Annotated in this window: 16 protein-coding genes and 3 pseudogenes; 14 read left to right on the forward strand and 5 right to left on the reverse strand. The window is 52.4% G+C overall.

Annotated features, from left to right (window positions below):
- Positions 1-20: 20 nt before the first annotated feature.
- Genes EP25_RS0121405 through EP25_RS0121415 form a run of 3 tightly spaced genes read right to left on the reverse strand, consistent with a single transcriptional unit; the run spans position 21 to position 2,495 of the window.
- On the reverse strand, positions 21-764 hold the full coding sequence (locus tag EP25_RS0121405; protein ID WP_031435732.1) for an ABC transporter ATP-binding protein: 744 nt from the start codon (positions 762-764) through the stop codon (positions 21-23).
- Positions 761-1,522, reverse strand: coding sequence for an ABC transporter permease (locus EP25_RS0121410; RefSeq protein ID WP_031435733.1), 762 nt, complete (start codon positions 1,520-1,522; stop codon positions 761-763). The genes EP25_RS0121405 and EP25_RS0121410 overlap by 4 nt, the downstream gene beginning before the upstream one ends.
- Before the next feature lie 7 nt (positions 1,523-1,529).
- Positions 1,530-2,495: an ABC transporter substrate-binding protein gene (locus tag EP25_RS0121415; RefSeq protein ID WP_031435734.1), complete on the reverse strand. Its 966-nt coding sequence runs from the start codon at positions 2,493-2,495 to the stop codon at positions 1,530-1,532.
- Positions 2,496-2,611: 116 nt separating this feature from the next.
- On the opposite strand from EP25_RS0121415, the gene moaA reads away from it, so the two are divergent.
- From moaA to EP25_RS0121465, 7 genes are all read left to right on the forward strand, one after another.
- Positions 2,612-3,619 (forward strand): GTP 3',8-cyclase MoaA, encoded by a 1,008-nt coding sequence (gene moaA, locus EP25_RS0121420; protein ID WP_031435735.1) that lies wholly within the window; start codon positions 2,612-2,614, stop codon positions 3,617-3,619.
- A gap of 48 nt (positions 3,620-3,667) precedes the next feature.
- On the forward strand, positions 3,668-4,021 hold the full coding sequence (locus EP25_RS0121425; RefSeq protein ID WP_031435736.1) for a YajD family HNH nuclease: 354 nt from the start codon (positions 3,668-3,670) through the stop codon (positions 4,019-4,021).
- Positions 4,022-4,027: 6 nt separating this feature from the next.
- A complete protein-coding gene (locus EP25_RS0121430; protein ID WP_031432030.1) occupies positions 4,028-4,600 on the forward strand; it encodes a DNA-3-methyladenine glycosylase I in 573 nt (190 codons plus the stop codon).
- A 196-nt stretch (positions 4,601-4,796) separates the two neighbouring features.
- Positions 4,797-5,228 (forward strand): IS200/IS605 family transposase, encoded by a 432-nt coding sequence (gene tnpA / locus EP25_RS0121440; protein ID WP_031432165.1) that lies wholly within the window; start codon positions 4,797-4,799, stop codon positions 5,226-5,228.
- A 108-nt stretch (positions 5,229-5,336) separates the two neighbouring features.
- The gene (locus EP25_RS0121445; RefSeq protein WP_031435737.1) at positions 5,337-5,837 is read left to right on the forward strand and encodes a HugZ family pyridoxamine 5'-phosphate oxidase; all 501 of its coding nucleotides are present in this window, start codon (positions 5,337-5,339) and stop codon (positions 5,835-5,837) included.
- A gap of 428 nt (positions 5,838-6,265) precedes the next feature.
- Positions 6,266-10,075 (forward strand): EAL domain-containing protein, encoded by a 3,810-nt coding sequence (locus EP25_RS22725; protein ID WP_051906963.1) that lies wholly within the window; start codon positions 6,266-6,268, stop codon positions 10,073-10,075.
- Positions 10,072-10,452 carry a rhodanese-like domain-containing protein gene (locus EP25_RS0121465; RefSeq protein ID WP_051906285.1) on the forward strand — a complete coding sequence of 127 codons (381 nt, stop codon included), beginning with the start codon at positions 10,072-10,074 and terminating at the stop codon, positions 10,450-10,452. Before EP25_RS22725 ends, EP25_RS0121465 begins: the two co-directional genes overlap by 4 nt.
- 115 nt (positions 10,453-10,567) lie before the next feature.
- Here EP25_RS0121465 and EP25_RS24285 read toward each other — a convergent pair.
- A pseudogene (locus EP25_RS24285) lies at positions 10,568-10,792 on the reverse strand (TetR family transcriptional regulator); the annotation flags it as partial.
- A gap of 127 nt (positions 10,793-10,919) precedes the next feature.
- Here EP25_RS24285 and EP25_RS0121470 point away from each other — a divergent pair.
- Both EP25_RS0121470 and EP25_RS0121480 read left to right on the forward strand, forming a co-directional pair.
- Positions 10,920-11,827: pseudogene (locus EP25_RS0121470) on the forward strand (tyrosine-type recombinase/integrase).
- Positions 11,824-12,921, forward strand: coding sequence for an IS91 family transposase (locus tag EP25_RS0121480; RefSeq protein ID WP_036300033.1), 1,098 nt, complete (start codon positions 11,824-11,826; stop codon positions 12,919-12,921). Before EP25_RS0121470 ends, EP25_RS0121480 begins: the two are co-directional and overlap by 4 nt.
- Positions 12,922-13,210: 289 nt before the next feature.
- Here EP25_RS0121480 and EP25_RS0121490 read toward each other — a convergent pair whose 3' ends face one another.
- Positions 13,211-13,639 carry a TetR/AcrR family transcriptional regulator gene (locus tag EP25_RS0121490; protein WP_084191181.1) on the reverse strand — a complete coding sequence of 143 codons (429 nt, stop codon included), beginning with the start codon at positions 13,637-13,639 and terminating at the stop codon, positions 13,211-13,213.
- 105 nt (positions 13,640-13,744) lie between these two features.
- Between EP25_RS0121490 and EP25_RS0121495 the strand changes: the two genes are divergently transcribed.
- The 5 genes and pseudogenes from EP25_RS0121495 to EP25_RS0121515 form a co-directional block, all read left to right on the forward strand.
- The gene (locus EP25_RS0121495; RefSeq protein ID WP_084191133.1) at positions 13,745-14,959 is read left to right on the forward strand and encodes an efflux RND transporter periplasmic adaptor subunit; all 1,215 of its coding nucleotides are present in this window, start codon (positions 13,745-13,747) and stop codon (positions 14,957-14,959) included.
- 3 nt (positions 14,960-14,962) lie between these two features.
- A pseudogene (locus EP25_RS22270) lies at positions 14,963-18,047 on the forward strand (efflux RND transporter permease subunit).
- A gap of 1,168 nt (positions 18,048-19,215) precedes the next feature.
- Positions 19,216-19,650 (forward strand): TolC family protein, encoded by a 435-nt coding sequence (locus EP25_RS23995; RefSeq protein ID WP_051906965.1) that lies wholly within the window; start codon positions 19,216-19,218, stop codon positions 19,648-19,650.
- Between the two features lie 238 nt (positions 19,651-19,888).
- A complete protein-coding gene (locus tag EP25_RS23545) occupies positions 19,889-20,485 on the forward strand; it encodes a c-type cytochrome (protein ID WP_051906287.1) in 597 nt (198 codons plus the stop codon).
- A 346-nt stretch (positions 20,486-20,831) separates the two neighbouring features.
- Positions 20,832-21,250, forward strand: a 419-nt coding sequence (locus EP25_RS0121515) for an MASE1 domain-containing protein (RefSeq protein ID WP_235185971.1), incomplete at its 3' end; no start/stop codon positions are given.

Here is a 21,250-nt window from a genome sequence, read left to right on the forward strand (position 1 = left end):
TTTTTAACGAGTAGGTTATCTTACAGTAATTGTTTGATGGCGGGGTGATGGTTGAGTAGTCGCTCGCGAAAGGCTTCGATGGCTTTTTCGTCGTTACGCTGTTTTCGGTCGATGGTAACCGGAATCTGGTCGACGACTCGCATCGGCGGGGCGGACAGAAAAACCAGACGGTCGGCGAGCGCGATCGCTTCGCGCAGGTCATGGGTGACGAACAAGACCGTATGCGGACGTTGTCCCCAAAGCTGCAATAATAATTCTCGGACTTGGCGGGCGGTGGGAGCATCCAGCGAAACGAAAGGTTCGTCCATCAGCAGGATGTCCGGGTCGATGGCGAAGGCACGGATAATAGATACGCGCCGGCTCATGCCCAGCGATAAATGTTCCGGATAGGCATGTTGCGCCGACGTTAATTGCATGGCATCCAGCAATGAGTCCAGCAGACCGCTCGGGAGCGGTCGGTCGGTGGCCAGTTCGATGTTTTCTCTAACGGTATGCCAGGGCAGTAGCCGGGGGTTTTGGAACACATAGCCGATGCGTGGCGTTTTATGTCGTTTTCCCAGTTCTATTTCGCCCTCATAGTGTTCGTCCAGCCCGGCAATGAGGTTCAATAACGTGGTCTTGCCGCAACCGGAAGGACCGACCAGGCAGACAAACTCATTATCGGAAACCGTAAAGTTTAGGTCGGCAATGGCTCGGTGAGGCGGTTGCAGATGGCTTTTGGCCGGATAGGTTTTGTCGCGAATGGCGATATGAATCGCGGTCATCGGCGCCACCTCTGCGCTTTCTTGTCCAGCGGTTTCAATATTAGTAATTCGATCAGTTGAATCATCGTGACGAAGGCGATCGTATAGGCCAGGATGCTGGCGACATCGAACAATTGAAAGAAAAGGTGCAGTTGATAACCCATACCGTTGCTGCGTCCCAGCAATTCTACGACCAGGATGATTTTCCAGATCAATGCCAAGCCGGAGCGGGTGGCCGCCATGACGAAGGGGTGTAATTGCGGCCAAATGACATGGATAAAGGTTTTCTTGCGGCCGAAGCGGTAGCATTGCGCCATTTCCAACAGGTCCTTGTCCAATGCTCGGGTGCCTTCGCGGATCGTGACGATAACATTGGGCAGTTTATTGATGACGACGGCCAGGATCGCCGCGGACTCGACCAGCCCGAACCAGACATAGCAGAGGATGATCGTTACCAGCGCCGGAATGTTCAGGAAAATCACCAGCCAATTGTCGAAAAAGGCATCCAGGCGTTGATTTTTTCCCAGTACAACCCCTAAGGCGCAGCCGATCAACATGGCCAGCGTGAAACTGACGATCAGTCTGAGCAGGGTGATGCCGAGGTGATAAGGCAATTCGCCGGACTCGATCGCTTGCCACAATACTTGCGCCACCACCGCCGGTGTTGGCAAGGTATTGCTCTGCAAAAAGATGGCGAGTAACTGCCAGAGTGTCAGCAGTAACAGCAATGAGAGTAGCGCCAGAATTTTCGGTTGTTGCAGAATTGACTGGGTCGGCATGTTTCCCTTAATCACGTTGCCAGAAAGTGCCGGCTTGCAGTTGTTCCGACGAACCGGTCAATTTGTTCCCGCTAAGCCGGCGTAATAATTGGTAGATTTTTTCCGCCGCGAGCTGGTTGGCTTTTCCCCATTTTTGCACCCTGCCTTCGCAATAGCGTTGGCGCAGCATATCTTGAGTGGCGCTATCCTTGGCTTTGGTTAACGGGATAATTTTAGCCCAGGTCGTATCGGAGCGGCATAGCCGGTCTTTGGCTTCGGCCGTCAATTGGAGAAATTCGGCGATGGCCTGTTGATGTCGATTTGCCCACGATTGACGAAAGACATAGCCGAGGCTGGGCACTTGTTCCTCGATACCGAGTTGGCGCAGAATTTCGGCGCCATCGAGGATTTGACGGAAGCCCTTGGCTTCCAGGCGAGCGGCAAAATGCCAATAATTGATGACGGCATCGATACGTTGCTGCAACAGTTGTTGGTTCAGTAATGGCGGCGCGCCGTAGACCTTGGTGACGGCGTCGTCCAACTCGATGTTTTGCCGCTGACCGAGGGCTTGCAGCAACAGCCAGTTTTTGTCCAGTTCGCCGCCGGCGATACCGAGCTTTTTGCCTTGCAGTTCTGTTAGGGTTTGTATCGGACTGTCGGCGGGTACCACCAGGGCGCCGGAGGTATTGGAGTAAGGATAAAAGGTATAATCCGAACCGCCGGCACGCATTCGGGAGACCCAGATCCAGTCGGAGACGATCAGGTCGACAGCCTTCGATTGCAGGGCGATTTTGCCGGCCTGGGGATTGGCCATCGGGATGATTTGCAGCTCGAAACCGGCGTTGGCCAGTAAATTTTCTTTGTTTAGCGCTGCCAGTTCCCAGTTTACCGTGCCGAAAGCCAGAGCCCCGATCCTGATTAGGGTTTTGTCCCCGGCCATGCCGGTGCTGGAGAGCAAGAAGGCGAAAAGCCATAGCGTCAATTTGAATTTCATAACGAACAATGTTTGCTGAGAGTGGTCTTAAGCAATATTTTAACGTACCCAGGGGAAGGGCGAGAATGTTTGTCATAATATGGTAATATGTTTGACCTAAATTTCGACCCCGAGCCATGAGCGAGATTCCATCTTCCAACCAATTAATCGATCGTTTCGGCCGTAAAGTGACCTATTTGCGCGTGTCGGTGACCGATCGTTGCGATTTCCGTTGTCAGTACTGCATGGCGGAAGATATGACCTTTCTGCCGCGGGCGCAGATTTTGACTCTGGAGGAAATACATTTTATTTGTCGTGCTTTCGTGGAGCTGGGCGTGGTCAAGATTCGCATTACCGGCGGCGAGCCGTTGGTGCGTAACGGTGTGTTGGGCTTGCTTCGGCAACTCGGCCGTATCGATGGGTTGAACGAGCTGGTCATGACCACCAATGCCTCGAAATTAGGGCGCATGGCGACGGATATTCGCCAAGCGGGTGTCAAGCGCGTCAATATCAGCCTTGACTCCTTGAGCAAGGAAAAATTTCGAAAAATCACCCGAACCGGTCATTTGGAAACAGTGCTGCAAGGCATACAGGCGGCAAGGCAGGCCGGTTTCGAACGTATCAAAATCAATGCGGTGATCCTAAAAAACCGTAATCATGACGAAGTCGTCGACTTGGTACGGTTTGCCGTCGATAACGATATCGACATCAGTTTTATCGAGGAAATGCCGTTGGGAATGATCGACAGCCACGATCGCGGCGAAATGTATTATTCCAGTGACTCGATCAAACACGATTTGTCCGCCCACTTTACCTTGTTGCCGTTACTCGACACCACCGGGGGGCCTTCCGTTTATTTCCGGGTACAGGGCTGCGAGACGCGCGTGGGATTTATTTCGCCCCATAGCGCCAATTTTTGCGCGAGTTGCAACCGCGTGCGTTTGACCGCCGAAGGGCGGTTGTTGCTGTGTCTTGGCAACGAACATTCGCTCGACTTGAAGCGGGTGGTCAGGGCCAATCCGGGCGATATGGCGGTACTGAAACACGCCATAATCGAGGCAATGACGATTAAGCCGGAACGACATGAATTCAATATTAACGAACAGCCTGTTATCATGCGCCACATGAACGCCACAGGCGGTTAGTCTGGCGCCGGTCCGAGTGTTTTCTCTGTTTTTTCAGCAGGAGGAATGATGAGTCATAATAAAACCGACCAATTGATTGCCGAGGCGCGGCGCTATAAAGAGGAGAGGGAGAAAGGTTACCGCGAACAAGCCTTGAAGCTTTACCCCTGGGTTTGCGGCCGTTGCGCGCGCGAGTTCACCCATAAAAATCTGAGCGAGTTGACGGTGCATCATCGCGACCATAATCATGACAATAACCCGCAGGACGGCAGCAACTGGGAGCTGTTGTGTTTGTACTGCCATGACAACGAGCACCAACGCTTCGAGGAATTCGTGCGCTATGGCGGCTCTTCGAGCGACAATAAGTCGTCGAGCGGAACGTTCAATCCGTTTGCCGACCTGAAAAACATGATGAAGCAATAGCTCGTGATGGCAAAATGCCCCTGGGCACTTGCCTCAAAATTGGAAGAACACTATCACGACCATGAATGGGGCGTGCCGGTGCATGATGACCGCTTGTTGTTCGAATTCTTGATTTTGGAAGGGGCCCAGGCCGGGCTAAGCTGGCGTACCGTGCTGGCCAAGCGAGAAGCCTACCGCGACGCCTTCGACGGTTTCGATGTCGCAACCGTCGCCGCGTATGATGAAGAACGTCTGCAACGATTATTGCAAAATCCCAATCTGATCAGAAACCGTTTGAAGCTGCAGGCCGCCATCGGCAATGCGCAAGCGTTTCTAAGGGTACAGCAACGGTTCGGCAGTTTCGATCAATTTATCTGGCAATTCGTCGATGGCAATCCTGTGCAAAACCGGTGGCAACGCATGGAAGAGGTGCCTGCGACGACGCCCGAATCGAAAGATATGAGCCGTGCGTTGAAGGGCTTGGGTTTCAAATTTGTCGGTCCGACGATTTGTTATGCTTTCATGCAGGCCGTCGGCATGGTCAACGACCATGTCCTTTCCTGCTATCGCCACGATCAATTAGCCCCGGAAAAATCCTGATGTTCAATATTTTTCCTATCGACGCCAACCGCTATGCCACTCATTGTCATCAGGCAATGAGTCTGGTGGACTTAGATTGCCTCGGTTATGGCTAAAGAGTTGGAACTGGTATATGTTTAATTATCCATCATAAGGTTTAAACCACCGGCTTTAGCCGGTCAGCTTTAGCTGCGATAATTTGCCCAAGGAGGTGGCGATGGACTATAGATACGGCAGCCATACGGTTTACCAAATTGAGTATCATTTTGTTTGGGTTACGAAGTATCGTTATAAAGTGCTGAAGGATGAAATAGCCGAACGAGTGAGAGACTTGGTGCGGCAGACATGCGAAGCCTTTGAGATACGGATTATCAAAGGTGTCGTGAGCAAAGATCATGTGCACATTTTGGTGAGTGCGCCGCCGACTATGGCCCCAAGCGAAATCATGAGGCGAATCAAGGGACGAACTTCGAGCTATCTGTTCGAAGAGTTCCCGCACTTGAAAAAGCGATATTGGGGTCGACATTTTTGGGCCCGCGGTTATTTTTGCGCCACAGTGGGGCAAATGACTGATGAGATGATAAAGCAATATTTGGAGCATCACTTTGAACCTAATCCAAACGATAATTTCAAGATGGAGCCCGACTAAGACGCGTCGTTTAGTCGACGCGTATCCGGACTTTCAGTCCGTTATTGGAACCCACCCGCTTGAGCGGGTGGTTGTTTAGTATTCCATTGGCCCGCTTGGTCAGTAAACATGCCAACCTCCCAGCCAGACACAAAAGTATTGAGCAACAACTGCCTTGCTCTCATTGAATCCAGCCGCACCTTGCTGTTGTCCACTTACTCGTCGGAAGGAGGAGCGGATATCGGTTACGCCCCTTATGTCAGGGATGGACTCGCGTTTTATCTGTATGTCAGCGACTTGGCCCGCCATACCGCGAATATGCTGAGTACTTTGCAGGCAGCGGTTATGTTTATTCAGCCGGAGGCGGAGTGTCGTAACGTATTCGCCCGGGAACGAGTGGTTTTAGACTGCCGTGTGCGGGAAATCGGGCGCTCGGATACCCTTTATGAGCGCCAGTTACTGGCGATGCAGCATAAATTCGGAGAAACGGTGACCTTATTGCGGTCGTTACCGGATTTTCATTTGCTGCAATTGCAGGCGGCCAGCGGTCGATACATAGCCGGTTTTGGTCAGGCTTATGCGATCGATACAGCAACCGGATCGTTGATTGTGACAGCCCGCGATGGCTAAACCACCTCGGGGAAGTGATGAACCATAATCGGGCAGTTTTAATATTGCGGAAGATTAATGAGGCATAGGCTAGGCCGTTATCTTATATTTCCTGCCGGGATTTTCTTTGGGCACGAGGGCGGATATACGGCGTAGCGAGGATCTTGTAGATTTGCTCCTGTCATTTATGCATCGATACTTATAGCCATCAATCATGCAAGTGAGAAGCCTGGGTGCTGCGGAGCGGAATCCGGGATGGCCTGGTTTCGAAGTCCCGCATTCCGCGATGCTTCATACGGGCTTCGAGGCTTAAAGTGCCTAGATAATTAATATCGGCTAGCAAAACCCGGAATTTTATATTGTTACCGTAACGTTGATTTGTTACCTTGATCAAATTTGCCTGGCGACGATTAAACATTCAGTACAGCCATCATTCTTCAAAAAAAGGCATGCAGCTCCGTTTAGGAACCCTATCATTTAATTTGATTTATGCGTGCGGCTATTTCATCGGCGGTTATCTCGGTATGTTGTTGGCAACGCCTCCGAGCAATGCCAGTCCGGTTTGGCCGGCCGCTGGCGTTGCCCTGGCCGGTTTTTTATTACACGGGGGCAGGGTTTTTCCCGGCATTTTTTTAGGTGCCTTGGCGGCTCAACTCTATTCGTTTATGGATTCGTCAAGTGCCGTTACGGTAATCGTCTCTCTGAGCGTTGCGGTGGTGATCGCTCTGGCATCTTGTATGCAGGGATTTATCGGTAACGCATTGATCAAACGTTTTGTCGGCGAGCATGACCCTTTGATCGAAGACAAGAATATTCTCACTTTTTTACTACTGGGCGGACCGGTTAGCTGCATGTTATCGGCTTCTGTCGGTATCACTCTTCTGTATTCCAGAAAGGTCATCGCGGCCGATGATTTCTGGGTAAGTTGGGGGACTTGGTGGGTCGGCGATACGATCGGCGTATTGATTTTCACGCCTTTTATTTTGTTATTCGCCGGTAAACCGGACAGTTTTTGGAAGCCTCGCCGTGCTTTCATCGCTTATCCGTTGTTGGTTTTATTAATCATGGTAGTCGCTGTTTTCAGATACAGCCAACAGCTGGAGAAGGATAGAGTTACGGCCGAGTTTCAGCGGCAGGTTTCCCGGTTAAACAGCACGATCGAAAATGAAATCAGGGATCATCTCACGGTCAATCGAACTTTGAAAGCCTTGTTCGATAGTTCGGAAAAAGTCGATCACGAAGTATTTCATCGATTTAGCTTGCCGCTGGTCAATCGCTTGTCGAGTATTTTGGCCTTGGAATGGATACCGAAAATCAAGGGTGACGACCGTGCGCGTCTGGAACGAAAACAAAACATTATCATCACCGAAGTCGATGAAAATAACGTCTCAGTCAAGGCTGCGCGGCGCCAAATATATTTCCCGATTGTCTATGCCGAACCCCATCGACAAAACGGAAAAGTCGTAGGGTTCGATGTTGCCTCGAGACTGGAGTCCCATGCGTTGCTTTACCGGATCATCGATTCCGGTAAAACGCTGGCAACCCAAGGCATTCATCTGTTGCAGCTGCCGGCCGAACAATTCGGCGTCATTTTGTATTCGCCGGTCTATGAAAAGAATGTTCCGCTGGATACGGTAGAGCAGCGAAGACAGGCATTTCAGGGGATGGTGGCGAGTGTTTTCAGCGTCGATGAATTGGTCAAGGAAGCGGTCAAATATGCCGCCGATGTCCATTTGAACTTGATCATCAGCGATGATGGCTTGCTTTTGTATAAATCCCCTGAAGCCGATGACGATGACCGGTTGTCTTTTTCCGAACATGAACAATCGTTGTCGATAAGGCTGGCGGGAAGACGGTGGCAAGTAAGCTATCGCCCATCGCAACAGTTTTATGCCAGCCAACAGACTTGGGCGACGTGGTGGTTGTTGTTGGCAGGGTTGGTCTTGACCAGTCTGATTGGCATGGGACTGATGCTGTTGACGGGCAGGGCCGCGAGAGTCGAGGAATTAGTCAGAATCAAGACCCATGACCTGGAAAACGTCAACCGCCATCTGAACCAGGAAATAGTCAAACGGCAAAAGCTGCAGATCGAGCAGAGTAGCCGCAATAGGGTGTTGGAGCAATTGGCCCAAGGAGACAGTTTGGAAAATATTTTGCAACGGATTGCCTTGGACGCGGAAAAGCAGCAAGAAGGCATGTTGTGCTCGATTTTGTTGCTCGATGCCGATAAACATCGTTTGTGTAATGGCGCCTCGCCAAATTTACCCGCTTTTTATACGAAGGCCATCGAGGGTATTGGCATCGGCGAAGGGATTGGCTCCTGCGGTACCGCGGCGTTTAGAAAAGAGACGGTCATCGTCGAAGATATATTGAGCCACCCTTTTTGGCAAGGCTTTCGTAGTTTGATGTTGCAGACGGAATTGCGAGCCTGCTGGTCCGAACCCATCATTTCCTCGAAAAATACCGTGTTGGGCACTTTCGCGATTTATTACCATAAACCCCATAGCCCGACGCGAGAGGACATCAAATTCATTAAACGAATGGCGCAATTATCGGCTATTGCCATCGAACAGAAAAATAACGAAAGTGAATTGCGTATTGCCGCGACGACGTTTCAGTCGCAAGAGGCGATCATGGTCACCGACCATAAAGGTACTATTCTGAGGGTCAACGACGCTTTCACTAAGATTACCGGTTACAGTGAAACGGAAGCGGTCGGGCAAAATCCCAGAATGTTGTCCTCCAATCAATATTCCGTAGGCTTTTATCGGCAGATGTTCAAGACGTTGCGTAAGGAAGGACGGTGGCAAGGGGAAATCTGGAATCGGCGCAAGAATGGCGAAATTTATCCCGAATGGTTGATGGTGACGGCGGTCGAGAATGATCGTGACGTCGTCAGCCACTATGTCGCTATTTTTTCCGATATTACCGAAAAAAAAGCGGCGGAAAAGGAAATTCACGACCTGGCATTTTATGACCCCTTGACCGGTTTGCCCAATCGCCGCTTGTTGCTAGATAGGCTGCAACATGAAATCGTAGCCGCCAAGAGGCATCGCCATTTCGGCGCCTTGTTTTTTCTGGATCTCGATCATTTCAAGCGACTCAACGATTCCCTGGGGCATCAGGTCGGCGATGAGCTTTTGATTCAAGTCGCTCAACGTATTAGCACGCTGCTGCGGGAGGAAGATACCGCCTGTCGCTTGGGCGGGGATGAATTTATCGTGCTGGTGGCAGGTCAGGGGAAAAGCTTGGAACAAGCGACCGACCATGCCGCGATACTGGCGGAAAAAATTCGCGATGTTATCAATCAACCTTTTATGCTACGCGGCAGTTCCCACCATTTCACCACCAGCATCGGTGTTTCCATTTATCCCGATATCACCGAACAGCCCGAAGCCGTCATTCAGCAGGCCGATACCGCCATGTACCGGGCCAAGGAAATGGGCCGTAACAGCATTAGTTTCTTTCGCCCCAGTATGCAAAAACTTGCCGACCAGCGTTTGATTCTGGAAAAAGAAATGCGCGAGGCGTTGCTCGACGGCCATTTCGCATTGTTTTATCAACCCCAGGTCGACCGCGACGGCCGGATCGTCAGTGTGGAAGCCTTAATTCGCTGGCGAAATCCCGAAAAAGGCATGATATCGCCCGCCGATTTCATTCCAGTCGCGGAAGAAACCCAGTTGATTTTGCCGATCGGGTCATGGGTGCTCAATGAGGCCTGCCGGCAAATTAACTTTTGGGACAATGAAAACCGCTATATCGGCCATGTCGCCGTCAACGTGAGCTCGCGCCAGTTTCGTCAGCCCGATTTTGTCGAACAAGTCGAAAATATCCTGGTGGAAACTGGAATAGAGGCCAGTCGATTGATGATCGAACTGACCGAGGGCGTCGTTATCGACAATATTGAAGATACGGTCGATAAAATGCAGGCTCTGAAAAGAATGGGAGTCGGTATCTCGATCGACGACTTTGGCACGGGTTATTCCTCCTTGTCTTATTTGAAGCAATTGCCGATAAGCCAGCTAAAAATCGACCAGAATTTCGTCAGAGACATCGTCAGTGATCCGAACGATGCCGTGATCGTCGAAACCATCATTAACATGGCGCATAACCTGGAATTGAATGTCATTGCCGAAGGGGTGGAAAACCAAGCGCAGATGGATTATCTGCTAGCCAAGGGTTGCGTTCATTTTCAAGGCTATTTCTTCGGCCGGCCTGTCGAGGCCTCTGAACTTGAAATAAGGGAAGTCGGTAGATGAAGAAATTCCGACGTATTTTGCTGGCGGTGATGTTTTTGGCGGGGTGTGAAGCGTCCGGGCAAGGTTACCTGTCGCAACAGAAATTGCTACAAATGATTAATCGATCGGCGTCGCCCGTGGTCGTCGATGTGCGCTCGCAAAGGGAATATCAAGCCGGACATGTGCCGGGCGCGCTTCATGTCCCTTTTTGGACGGCCTTTACCACGCAACGATTGGTTAAAGTGAATAAGGAACGGCTATTGGTGCTGTATTGCGAACACGGGCCCAGGGCGGGGGTGGCCAAACTGGCTTTCAGCTTGGCCGGATATCAACATGTCGTTTATCTGGCCGGACATATGTCGGCCTGGCGCGAGGCCGGTCTGCCAATGGAAAAATAAAGTTTTCTACACGTAAGCGGTAAAGAAAATTTGTCCGCGATTGCCGGTCAACTCCTAGAAATTCCTCCTAGCTAGGTGGCAACTTTATAACGCTACCACAAACACGCAGCTAAGTTTAATTGTTAGTTATGGTTTGCTGTTTGCGGTTCGGCGCCACGCTACCGTTGAGAAACAATTCCACCGCCTGCTGTACCCAGTCCTCGATCTCGTCTTCATTGGGTATTGGAGCTAGACCGAGCTGAAGTTTATGGAAGCGTTCATTACGTAGACAACTGAGGAAATGGTCGGCCAGGCGTTGTGGATTAAGCTCGACAAAATAGCCCGTTCGTTGATGTTTGCTAAAAAACGCCGTTGGACGAAGCCGCTAACGCGGAGAAAAGCGGCAGTAGCCGGTAATTTATAAAATGTAATCTCACGCCCTCTTTTAAGAGGGATTATTCCATGACGAATCATGAGGTTACGCGACAATGACAACATCATTCGAATCCCATTTCAAGCAAAACTATCAAAGCCATCTGAAACACCTCAAACTTAAAGGGTTGCAGCCCAAGACGATCGAGGCCTATGCCCGTGCGATTCGACGTATCGGCCAGTATTTCAACGAAGACATCAATGCGTTGACCGAACAGCAACTGACCGATTATTTCACCGATTTGCTGGAGTCGCATTCTTGGAGTGCGGTCAAGTTGGACCTGTACGGTCTCAAGTTTTATTACACCCATGTACTGCGCAAGCCTTGGGTCGCGCCGCAGTTGGTCAAGCCGCCGAAGGCGCAACGTTTGCCGGATATCGTCACTGTCGACGAGGCGCGGTGTATCTTCCAGTCCACGCGTATTCTCAGTTACCGGGTGTTCTTTTTCACGCTCTACAGTCTAGGTTTGCGCCTCGGCGAGGGATTGCGTCTTGAGGTTGGGGATATCGATGCCGGTCGCCAACGCGTGCATATCCGAGATGCCAAGGGCAATAAGGATAGACTGGTGCCGTTGCCGGCTGCCACCCTGGATTTGCTACGCCGCTTCTGGCAAGTTCACCGGCATCCGGTCATGTTGTTTCCCAATCGCCATGGCGGTTTGAAGGGCGCGCAGCGCGCGCAGAGCCCTTTGGATCGCGGTGGCGTGCAAAAGGCTCTGCGCCAAGTCGCGCAAGACTGCGGTTTAAAAAAAAGATTACCCCGCACTGTCTGCGGCATAGCTATGCCACACATTTGATTGAAGCGGGCGTCGATCTACTGGAAGTGCAGAAAATCCTCGGTCACCACAGTATCCTCACCACTGCCCGCTATACTCACCTGACCGACGGCACGAATCAAAATACCGGCCAGTTGATTAATGCCTTAATGAATGGCTTCGACATCGACTGGGGGGCGGTCAAATGATCTTGCTTTCCGCCATCATCCAAACCTTCGAAGCCGAGTTTCTGGTCGCTTACCAGGGTCGCTTGTCACCCAGTCAGCGTCAGGCGCTGGCCGCGATGAAACACTGCCGCACGTCGCAAGGCCCTGTGATGTTGGCGCAATGCGATGATTGCGATCGGCAACGCTTGGTGCCGCATTCCTGCGGCCATCGCAGCTGCCCGCATTGCCAGTCGCACGAATCGCAACAATGGCTGGAAAGGCAGTTGCAGAAGCAGGTGCCGGCCGAATATTTTTTGCTGACGTTTACTTTGCCCAAAGAACTCAGGCCGTTGGCCTGGCAACAGCAACGTACGTTGTATGATCTGCTGATCCGCTGTAGTTGGGATACCGTCAACACCTTCACCCGCAACGATCAACAGCTTCAGGGCAATGCCGGTGCTATTGCTGTGTTGCATACCCATTCCCGCCGATTGGATTACCATCCGCATGTACACTTGGTGATGCCGGCGGCCGCCATCGATCCTGATAAACGACTGTGGCGCACCAAACAGGGTAAAAAGGGCCGGAAAGGCTATTTGTTCAATCACAAGGCAGTGGCCAAAGTGTTTCGGGCCAAATTGCTTGAAGCGATCTCGCAGGCCGGTTTGACATTGCCTGACTACTATCCGCAACAATGGGTCGTTGACGTCAAGTCGGTCGGACGCGGCGATAAAGCCTTGGTTTATCTGGGACGTTATCTCTATAAGGGCGTTATCCAGGAAAAGGACATTATTGCCTGCCGAGATGGCCAAGTAACCTTCCGTTACCAGGACAGCAAAACCAAAAAGTGGCAGACTCGAACACTACCCGGCGTGAAGTTTCTGTGGCTGATGCTCCGCCATGTTCTGCCCAAAGGCTTTAGGCGGACTCGCAACTTCGGCTTTTTGCACCCCAACAGCAAACGGCTGATTCGTCTGCTGCAAGTCTTGCTCGGCGTCAATCCCAATCGTGCTATCGCTTGGCTCAGGCCCCGCCCGAAACTCCAATGCCCATGTTGTGGTGGAACCCTGCAGATTATCAAAACGCGCATTCTCGGTTCTTCGGCTGTCATGGCATTGAATTCGACCAAAGCGTAGAGGCAAAACCGGTTATGTAAGCGGCATTTCTCACTGACCCAAACCGATCATCGGGCATTTTAGCACCGAGGCTTTCGTTCGGTCTGAATTCAGGGCAAAATGCCGCTAAAATCCGAAATTCCGGGTGTGATGATCAGCATCACGCCCATTTCAGCCCGTTTATCGACGTCAACGCTTGAAATGGGCCAACACATCCCCCAATCCTTCGAAAAGCTATTTTCTTATATAACGCTCCCTCCGAATACCGGGCTTGTCCAACAAACGGTTCAGATTGTGGCTCGCTCCGCGATTACAATCTAACCTTATTCGTTAGTCTATCCAGTGTTCTTTGTGGTCCCTGTTCATAAAATTGAGACGCTAACTCCGGGAAGCGCAACGATTCGCCAGTCAGTATCGTACGGATGCGCACCGCATCCGGTTGCGTAATGCGGCTGATAAATTGCCGCGCAAACGCCAGTAAGGCTTCTCGTGGTTCGCCAATTTCGGGTAGGCTGTCGACAAATTGATCGCTACACCGTCTGATCACGGCACCGAACAAGCCCGCCTTGTTGCCGAAATGAGAATAAATCGTGCGCATGGAAACATGGGCTTCGCGGGCAACCGTTTCCATACTGAGATTACCGTAGCCGTGCTCCAAAAATAACTGCAAGGCGCTGTCTAGCACCCGTTCGCGGCTCTGAGATTCCTGCCCTTTTGGAGGGCGTCCGCATTTAATCATGCTGAACATTATTGAAATTGATTGACATAGAGAAGAATGATACCTAAATTAAACGGTAATATAAATTACCATTTAAAAACTTGCCGCGACCGAGGCGTTCATGGGATGAAACAACATATCTATCCATTAAGGACCAAAAAACTGAAAGGTTCCATCATTCTCCCTTATTTTCAAGGTATTAACGGGGACCGAATGGTGGTTCCTTTTATTTTTTGGGCATTGTTCCCGCTCGTGCTATTGACCGGTTGTGGCGGCAACGATCAGAAACCGGAGGCGCAGCAAGGTCCGCCCCCCAAGGTAAAAGTCGCTTATCCGTTGCGCCGCGAGGTCAGCGAATGGGATGAATTCACCGGCCGCATCGAGGCGGTCGATTCGGTCGAAGTCAGGGCGAGGGTCAGCGGATACCTGGAGAAAATCAATTTCGTTGCCGGTCAGAAAGTGAAAAAAGGCGACCTGTTGTTTTTGATCGACCCAAAGCCATTCCAGGCGCAATTGAATCTGACGCAAGCCGAATTGGAACGAACCCAAACGAAACGAGAATTGGCGAAAAACGACCTGGCCCGGGCCGAAGGCTTGTTGAAGGCGAAGGCGATTTCCGGCGAGGAATACGACAGCCGCAATAAAGGCTATCGCGAGGCGGTCGCCGCGGTGCGCGCAGCCGAGGCCAGCGTTTATGCGGCGCGTTTAAATCTGCAATACTGTGAAATACTGGCGCCAATAGACGGCCGGGTCGGGCGAGAACTGATCACCCAAGGCAACCTGGTCAATGGCGGCGGCGAGGCCACCCTGTTGACCACGATCGTTTCCACCGATCCGCTCTATGTTTACGTCGATGCCGATGAACGTTCGATCTTGCGTTACAAACGCCAGCATGGACCGTCCCTGGAAGGTGTCGAGGCGCAATTGGAGGTGGCCGACGAGGAAGGGTTCCCTCATCATGGCAGAATCGATTATATCGCTCCCAGCGCCGATCCCGAAACGGGGACCGTCAAGCTGCGTGGAGTGTTCGCCAATGCCGACGAATTACTGAGTCCTGGTTTTTTCGCCCGTATGCGCATCCGCGCCAGTGAGCCTTATAACGCCTTGTTGCTGCCGGACCGCGCGCTCGCCACCGATCAGGCGCAACGCTTCGTTTGGGTGCTGAACCAGGAGGACAAGGCCGAATACCGCAGGATTACTCCCGGCGCCCATGTCGGTAACTTGCGCGTCATCAAGGAAGGATTGACCGGTCAGGACCGGGTCGTAATCGAGGGGCTGCAAAAGATCAGGCCCGGCGTCAAGGTGAGTCCCGAACAAATCACCGTGGGCGGAGAACAATAAGCCATGGACCGATTCACGCATTTTTTCATCGACCGTCCGATCTTCGCTTCGGTTCTGTCCATTATCATCGTCCTGGTCGGCGCTTTGGCGTTGTTCGCGCTGCCGGTTGCCCAATATCCTGAAATCGCTCCGCCCACCGTCGTTGTCAACACAACCTATCCCGGCGCCAATGCCAAGGTCGTCGCCGAAACCGTGGCGACGCCGATCGAGCAGGAGGTGAACGGCGTCGAGGACATGTTGTATATGTCGTCGCAATCGACCAACAGCGGCAACATGGCTTTGACCATCACCTTCAAGCCGGGCACCGACCTGGACAAGGCCCAGGTATTGGTGCAGAACCGCGTGGCATTGGCCGAGCCCAAATTGCCCGAAGAAGTCACCCGACAGGGTATCAGCGTCAAGAAAAGAAGCCCCGACCTCAGTCTGGTGGTCGGTCTGGTATCGCCCGACAAACGCTACGACAGCGTTTATCTGAGCAATTACGCGTTGTTGCAGATCAAGGATACGCTGGCGCGCCTGCCCGGCGTCGGCGAAATCGTCGTGTTCGGTGCGCGCGATTACAGCATGCGCCTGTGGCTCAATCCGGATAAACTGGCGGCGCGTAATATGACCGCCGGCGATGTCGTCGAGGCTATCCGCGAGCAAAACATTCAGGTCGCGGCCGGCGTGATCGGACAGGAGCCGGCACCGCATCCGGCCGATTTCCAATATACGGTCAGTACGTTGGGACGGCTGATGGAGGCCGAGCAATTCGCCGATATCGTCATCAAGGAGGGTGCGGGCGGAGAAATTACCCGGCTCAAGGATGTGGCCCGCATCGAACTGGGGCCAAGGATTACAACTCCGAATTGTTTCTGAACGGCGAATCGATGATTGGTTTGGCCATCTTCCAATTGCCCGGCTCGAATGCCCTGGAAACGAAGGAGGCGGTGTTGGCGGCGATGGACAAACTGAAGACCCATTTCCCCGAAGGCCTCGATTACTTGTTGGTTTACGATACCGTCGTCTTCGTCGACCAGTCTATCGAAGCCGTCGTCAAGACTTTGTTCGAGGCGTTACTGTTGGTAGTGCTGGTCGTGGTCATCTTCTTGCAGAATTGGCGCGCGGCGGTCATTCCGTTGTTGGCGGTGCCGGTGTCGCTGATCGGCACCTTCGCGGTGATGCAAGCCTTGGGTGTTTCGTTGAACACTCTGTCGTTGTTCGGGTTGGTGCTGGCGATCGGTATCGTCGTCGACGACGCCATCGTTGTGGTCGAAAACGTCGAGCGCCATATCGGCGAAGGTATGAAGGCGCGCGAGGCCACCCGTCTGGCGATGTCCGAAGTGGTCGGACCGATCATCGCGACGACATTGGTGTTGGTCGCGGTGTTCGTGCCTACCGTGTTCATTACCGGCGTTTCCGGTGCTTTCTACAAACAATTCGCCTTGACCATCTCCGTCTCGACGCTGATCTCGAGTTTCAATTCCTTGACCTTGAGCCCGGCCTTATGCGCGTTATTGCTGGATCGGGCCCATGGTAACAAGGATATTTTCTCCCGTTTATTGGAAAGAATGTTCGGCTGGTTTTTCGACGCCTTTAACCGCTTTTTTGCCCGCTTCAGCAAAGGCTATTCCAAATTGGTCGGCCGCCTGATTCGGATGACGGCCATCGTGCTGGTGCTTTACGTAGCCCTGAATGGTTTTAACTTGCTAGCTTTCAGTAAAGTGCCGACCGGCTTCATTCCGCAACAGGATCAAGGCTACTTGATTTTGTATGCGCAATTGCCCGATGCCGCTTCGTTGAGCCGCAGCAAGGAAGTGGTGCAGCAAGCCTCGAGCATAATCAAAAACACACCGGGCGTCGCCAATGTCGTCGCCTATGCCGGCTGGTCGCTGTTGAGCGGTTCCAATCAATCGAATGTGGCGACGATGTTCGCCCGCCTGGACAGTTTCGCCAACCGCGCCGGCCATCCCGAAATGCAGGCCGATCAGGTGATCCAGCAGTTGCAACAACGGCTGGCGCAAATCCCGGATGCCTATATCGCCGTGTTCGCGCCTCCGCCGGTGCGCGGCATGAGTTCGGTCGGCGGTTTCAAGCTGCAGATTCAAGACCGCGCCAACGTCGGTTTACAGGAATTGCAGCGCGTCAATGCTGACATGATCGCCAAGGGTAACCAACAACCCGGGCTGACCCACTTGTTCACGACGTTTCGCAACGATGTGCCGCAGCTTTATCTGGATGTCGATCGGGATATGGTCAAATCGATGGGCGTTTCCCTGAGCGACGTCTTCGATACGTTGCAAATCTATCTGGGCTCGCTGTATGTCAACGACTTTAACCGTTTCGGCCGCACCTACCAGGTGGTTGCGCAAGCCGATGCCGAGTTTCGCATGTATCCCGAGGACATCGCCGAATTGAAGACCCGCAATGGTGCCGGCGCAATGGTGCCGCTAGGCTCATTATTGGAAGCCAGGGAAATCAAGGGGCCGGACAAAATAACCCGCTATAACATGTACCCGGCGGCGGAAATCAACGGCGCCACATTGCCCGGCACCAGTTCGGGGGACGCCATCGAAATCATGGGGCGACTGTTGGACGAGGAATTACCGCCGGTTTCGGTTACGAGTGGACCGAACTGAGTCTGCAACAAGTATTGGCGGCAACGTCGCCATGTTGGTATTTCCGTTGAGCGTCATTTTCGTATTCCTGGTGCTCGCGGCCAGTATGAAAGCTGGTCGTTGCCTTTGGCCGTGATTCTGATCGTGCCGATGTGCATTCTGTCGTCGATGGTCGGCATTTGGCTCAGCGGCCTGGACAACGATATCTTTACTCAGATCGGTTTCATCGTTCTGGTGGCGCTTGCCAGCAAGAATGCGATCTTGATCGTCGAGTTCGCAAGCAGCGCCAGGAAAAAGGCCTCGATCGTTACGCCGCCGTTCGGGAGGCTTCGCGCATCCGCCTGCGTCCGATCCTGATGACGTCGTTTTCCTTCATTATGGGGGTATTGCCGTTAGTGTTGGCGCAAGGCGCCGGCGCCGAGGCTCGTCATGTGTTGGGTACCGCGGTGTTTAGCGGCATGTTGGGCGTCACGCTGTTCGGCTGTTATTGACACCGTGTTTTACGTTGCAGTGCAAGGACTGGTGCAGCGCTGGTTCGCCCCGGAAGGCGATATTGCAGGCCGATCTTCACAACCTTCAGCAAGCGATACGAGTCATGAGTGCATTTAACATTATAAGATTACGGTTTAACTTTGTCTGGGAGCGGGCGGGTTGACGTCGATGGCGTTCTGTTCTCTTGCCTTACTGAACGCTTGCGCCGTCGCCCCGATTACAAGAAACCGGAAACGGAATTACCGGCTAGCTTTGCCCAGTCCTCCGCCGGCGAATTTTCCGAACGAAGCATTGAACACGACTGGTGGAAATGTTCGATGACGAGACGTTGATGGGCCTGGTCGATCGCGCCGCGCACACAACTATGACCTGCAGAGGGCAGAGGCGAATTTAAGGAAGCCCGCGCGCTTTATTTGGAAGCCGGATTGGAATTGGCGCCGATAATAACGGCCAAGGGAGTTATAACGAGCAAAAACGCAGTAAGGGTTCCTTGAACAACCGTTCCTTCGTGCCGCGCGAATTGAAACTTTACAATGTCGGGTTCGACGCCGTTTTGGGAAATCGATTTGTTCGGCCGGGTGCGGCGCAACGTCGAAGCCAGCAACGATGGCGTTGACGCGCAGAAGCTCGTTGCGCGATTTGTTATCAGCCTGATCGCCGAGGTGGCGCGCAATTATTTTGAATTGCGCGGCTTTGCGAGAACAGTTGGCCGTGGCGAGCAAAACGTCGCGATACAGAGCGAAACTTTAGAGATACCCGGCCAGAGTCGAGAGCGGCCGCGGCACCGATCTCGATACTCCCGTGCCTTAGCCCAGCTCGAAGCCACCAGGGCTGGCATTCCGCCGCTGGCAGGAGCGATACAACGGGCCATCCATAGGTTGAGCGTATTGACCGGGCAGGTGCCGGGCGCTCTCAACAAGGAGCTTTCCGCGTCGGCCCGTTACCAAGATTGCCGCCACGATTCATATCGGCCGTCCGGAGATTTGTTGCGCGGCGTCCCGATATCCGTATCGCGAGCGCACCTTGGCGGCTTCCCGGCGCAAATCGGCGTCGCGACCCGCCGATTTATTTCCCGAGTCACCTTTGTCGGCAGCATCGCCTTGAAGCCTCGACCTTTTCCGGTTTGGGTGGCGCCGTTCCGATACCTATTCGGCGTCCAAGGATCAGTTGGGCGGCTTTGGATTTGGCCGCGTCTACGCCCGTATCAAGGCCGCCGACGCTCATGCCGAAGCCGACCTTGCCGCTTATCGGCAAACGGTGCTGAACGCGCTGGAGGAAACCGAAAACGCACTGGTCAATTACAATCGGGAACGGCTTAGACGAAATGCTTTGGCGGCGGCAGAGGCCGCCAGTCTCCAGGCCAGGAAACTGGCACATCTGCGCTACGATGAGGGCGTCAGCGATTTTCTGACGGTTCTGGATGCCGAAGCGCGTTTACTGCAGGACCAAGAACGTCTGGCGCAAAGCGAAACCGCCGTGGCGACCTCGTTAGTCGCCTTGTATAAGGCGCTCGGCGGTGGTTGGGAAACGCTGGTCGACGAGCGGCAGGGACAGGATGAGACGCCGGACGGTAAGGAGAGTCGCAAAGACAATGCCGGTTGAATCCGTAATTCCCGCAGTGAAGATGGAGCATGATGCAAGCGATTGACTTTTACGGCTTAAGTAAGTCTTATTGTTCTGACCGGTTGCTCAATCTCATATTTTCCGATTTTCAGGGCGATATCCAATTCCGTTTTTGCATGGCCTTTTAGCATTTAGTAATATAGGCGCTCGACTAGCCCGGCCCCGGTTGGTACAACTTTAAAACCTTAAATTTTCTCTCAACCGGATTTTAGAACTAATGAAAAAATCAATTATCGCATTCGTTTGCGGCTTGCTGGCATGGTCTGGCGCTCACAATGTACTGGCTGCCGATATCGAAGCAGGAAAAGCGGCGTTCGAAACCTGCCGTGGTTGCCACAGCATTCCAGGCTATAGCAATGTTTATCCGACCTATTATGTGCCAAAAATCGGCGGTCAACGTGCCGAGTATGTGGTGGCGGCGTTAAAGGCGTACCGGGAACAAGCTCGTCCGCATGGCACGATGAAGGCCAATTCCTATGATTTGAGCGATAAAACGATTGAAAATATCGCCGCTTATACTGAAAAATCTGTCGGTAAACAAACGAAAGCGGTTGCCGACGGTGATCCTGCCAAGGGCAAGAAATTGGCGGCAAGCTGCACCAGCTGTCATACCAATAAGCTGAAAGATGGCGGTAATATTCCTATCCTGGCCGGCCAATACGGCAATTATTTAGTCAAGGTCATGAAGGATTACCAGACAGGTAAACGCAATAATCCGGTTATGCAATCGATGTTGAACGGTCTGTCCGAGGAAGACTTGCATGACATTTCCGCTTATTTTGCTTACCAAACCGGACTCGGCGCGGTTGAATAACGAAGTTTTTATACCGAACTCGCGAGTGGCCAAGAGCTAAACAGCTATCGCTAATTCACTCTTGGCCGCTTCTCGCGACAATTCCGGCGGTGGGATGCCGCCGGATTATCCTCCAAAGCTCGCCCTTCCTCTTTTCCCCTCACTGGCAGTTAAATGTGTTTGCCAGCAAAAGCTAGGGATCTACCGGTTGATGATTTGCCGAATCGAAACGGCCCGAAATAAATTATTTCAGACTATTTAATATCATTTTACATCGGTTGCCGTTAAATTCTTGGCTATGAATCTATAGTTCAGAAAACTACGAGCATGCATTTTCCCTCCATAAATTAGTGGCTTGAAATTTTTTTTGAAATCGTGGAAAATTTTCCAGGCGTGGGAGAGGGGCGCGTGTTATAAATTTAAACCAATTAGTCACTCTCACCCGGACCGAATATTATTGGCATCGTTTCGCTTGCGTTCTCTTTTAGGTAATTTAGCGGTCGCGGGTATTTACTGGCTGCTCGCTAAATCCGATCTGTTTTTTGCGGCTCATCATGGTCCGGTTGTGCTGTGGTGGCCTGCGGATGGCTATGCCTTGGCGGTTCTTTTGCTTAAGGGGTTATGCGTCGTTCCCGGCATTTTTGTCGGCGCATTTGCCTCGAGTGTCGACGTGTTTGGTTCGCCATTGATTGCACTTTCCATAGGGTTGGGTCAGACCCTGGAAATAGTCGTTGGTTGGTGGCTGCTGAGTCAGAAAATGCAGTTCGATGTCGCGATGATTCGCTT

The organism is Methylomarinum vadi, from assembly GCF_000733935.1.
GTDB lineage: Bacteria > Pseudomonadota > Gammaproteobacteria > Methylococcales > Methylomonadaceae > Methylomarinum > Methylomarinum vadi.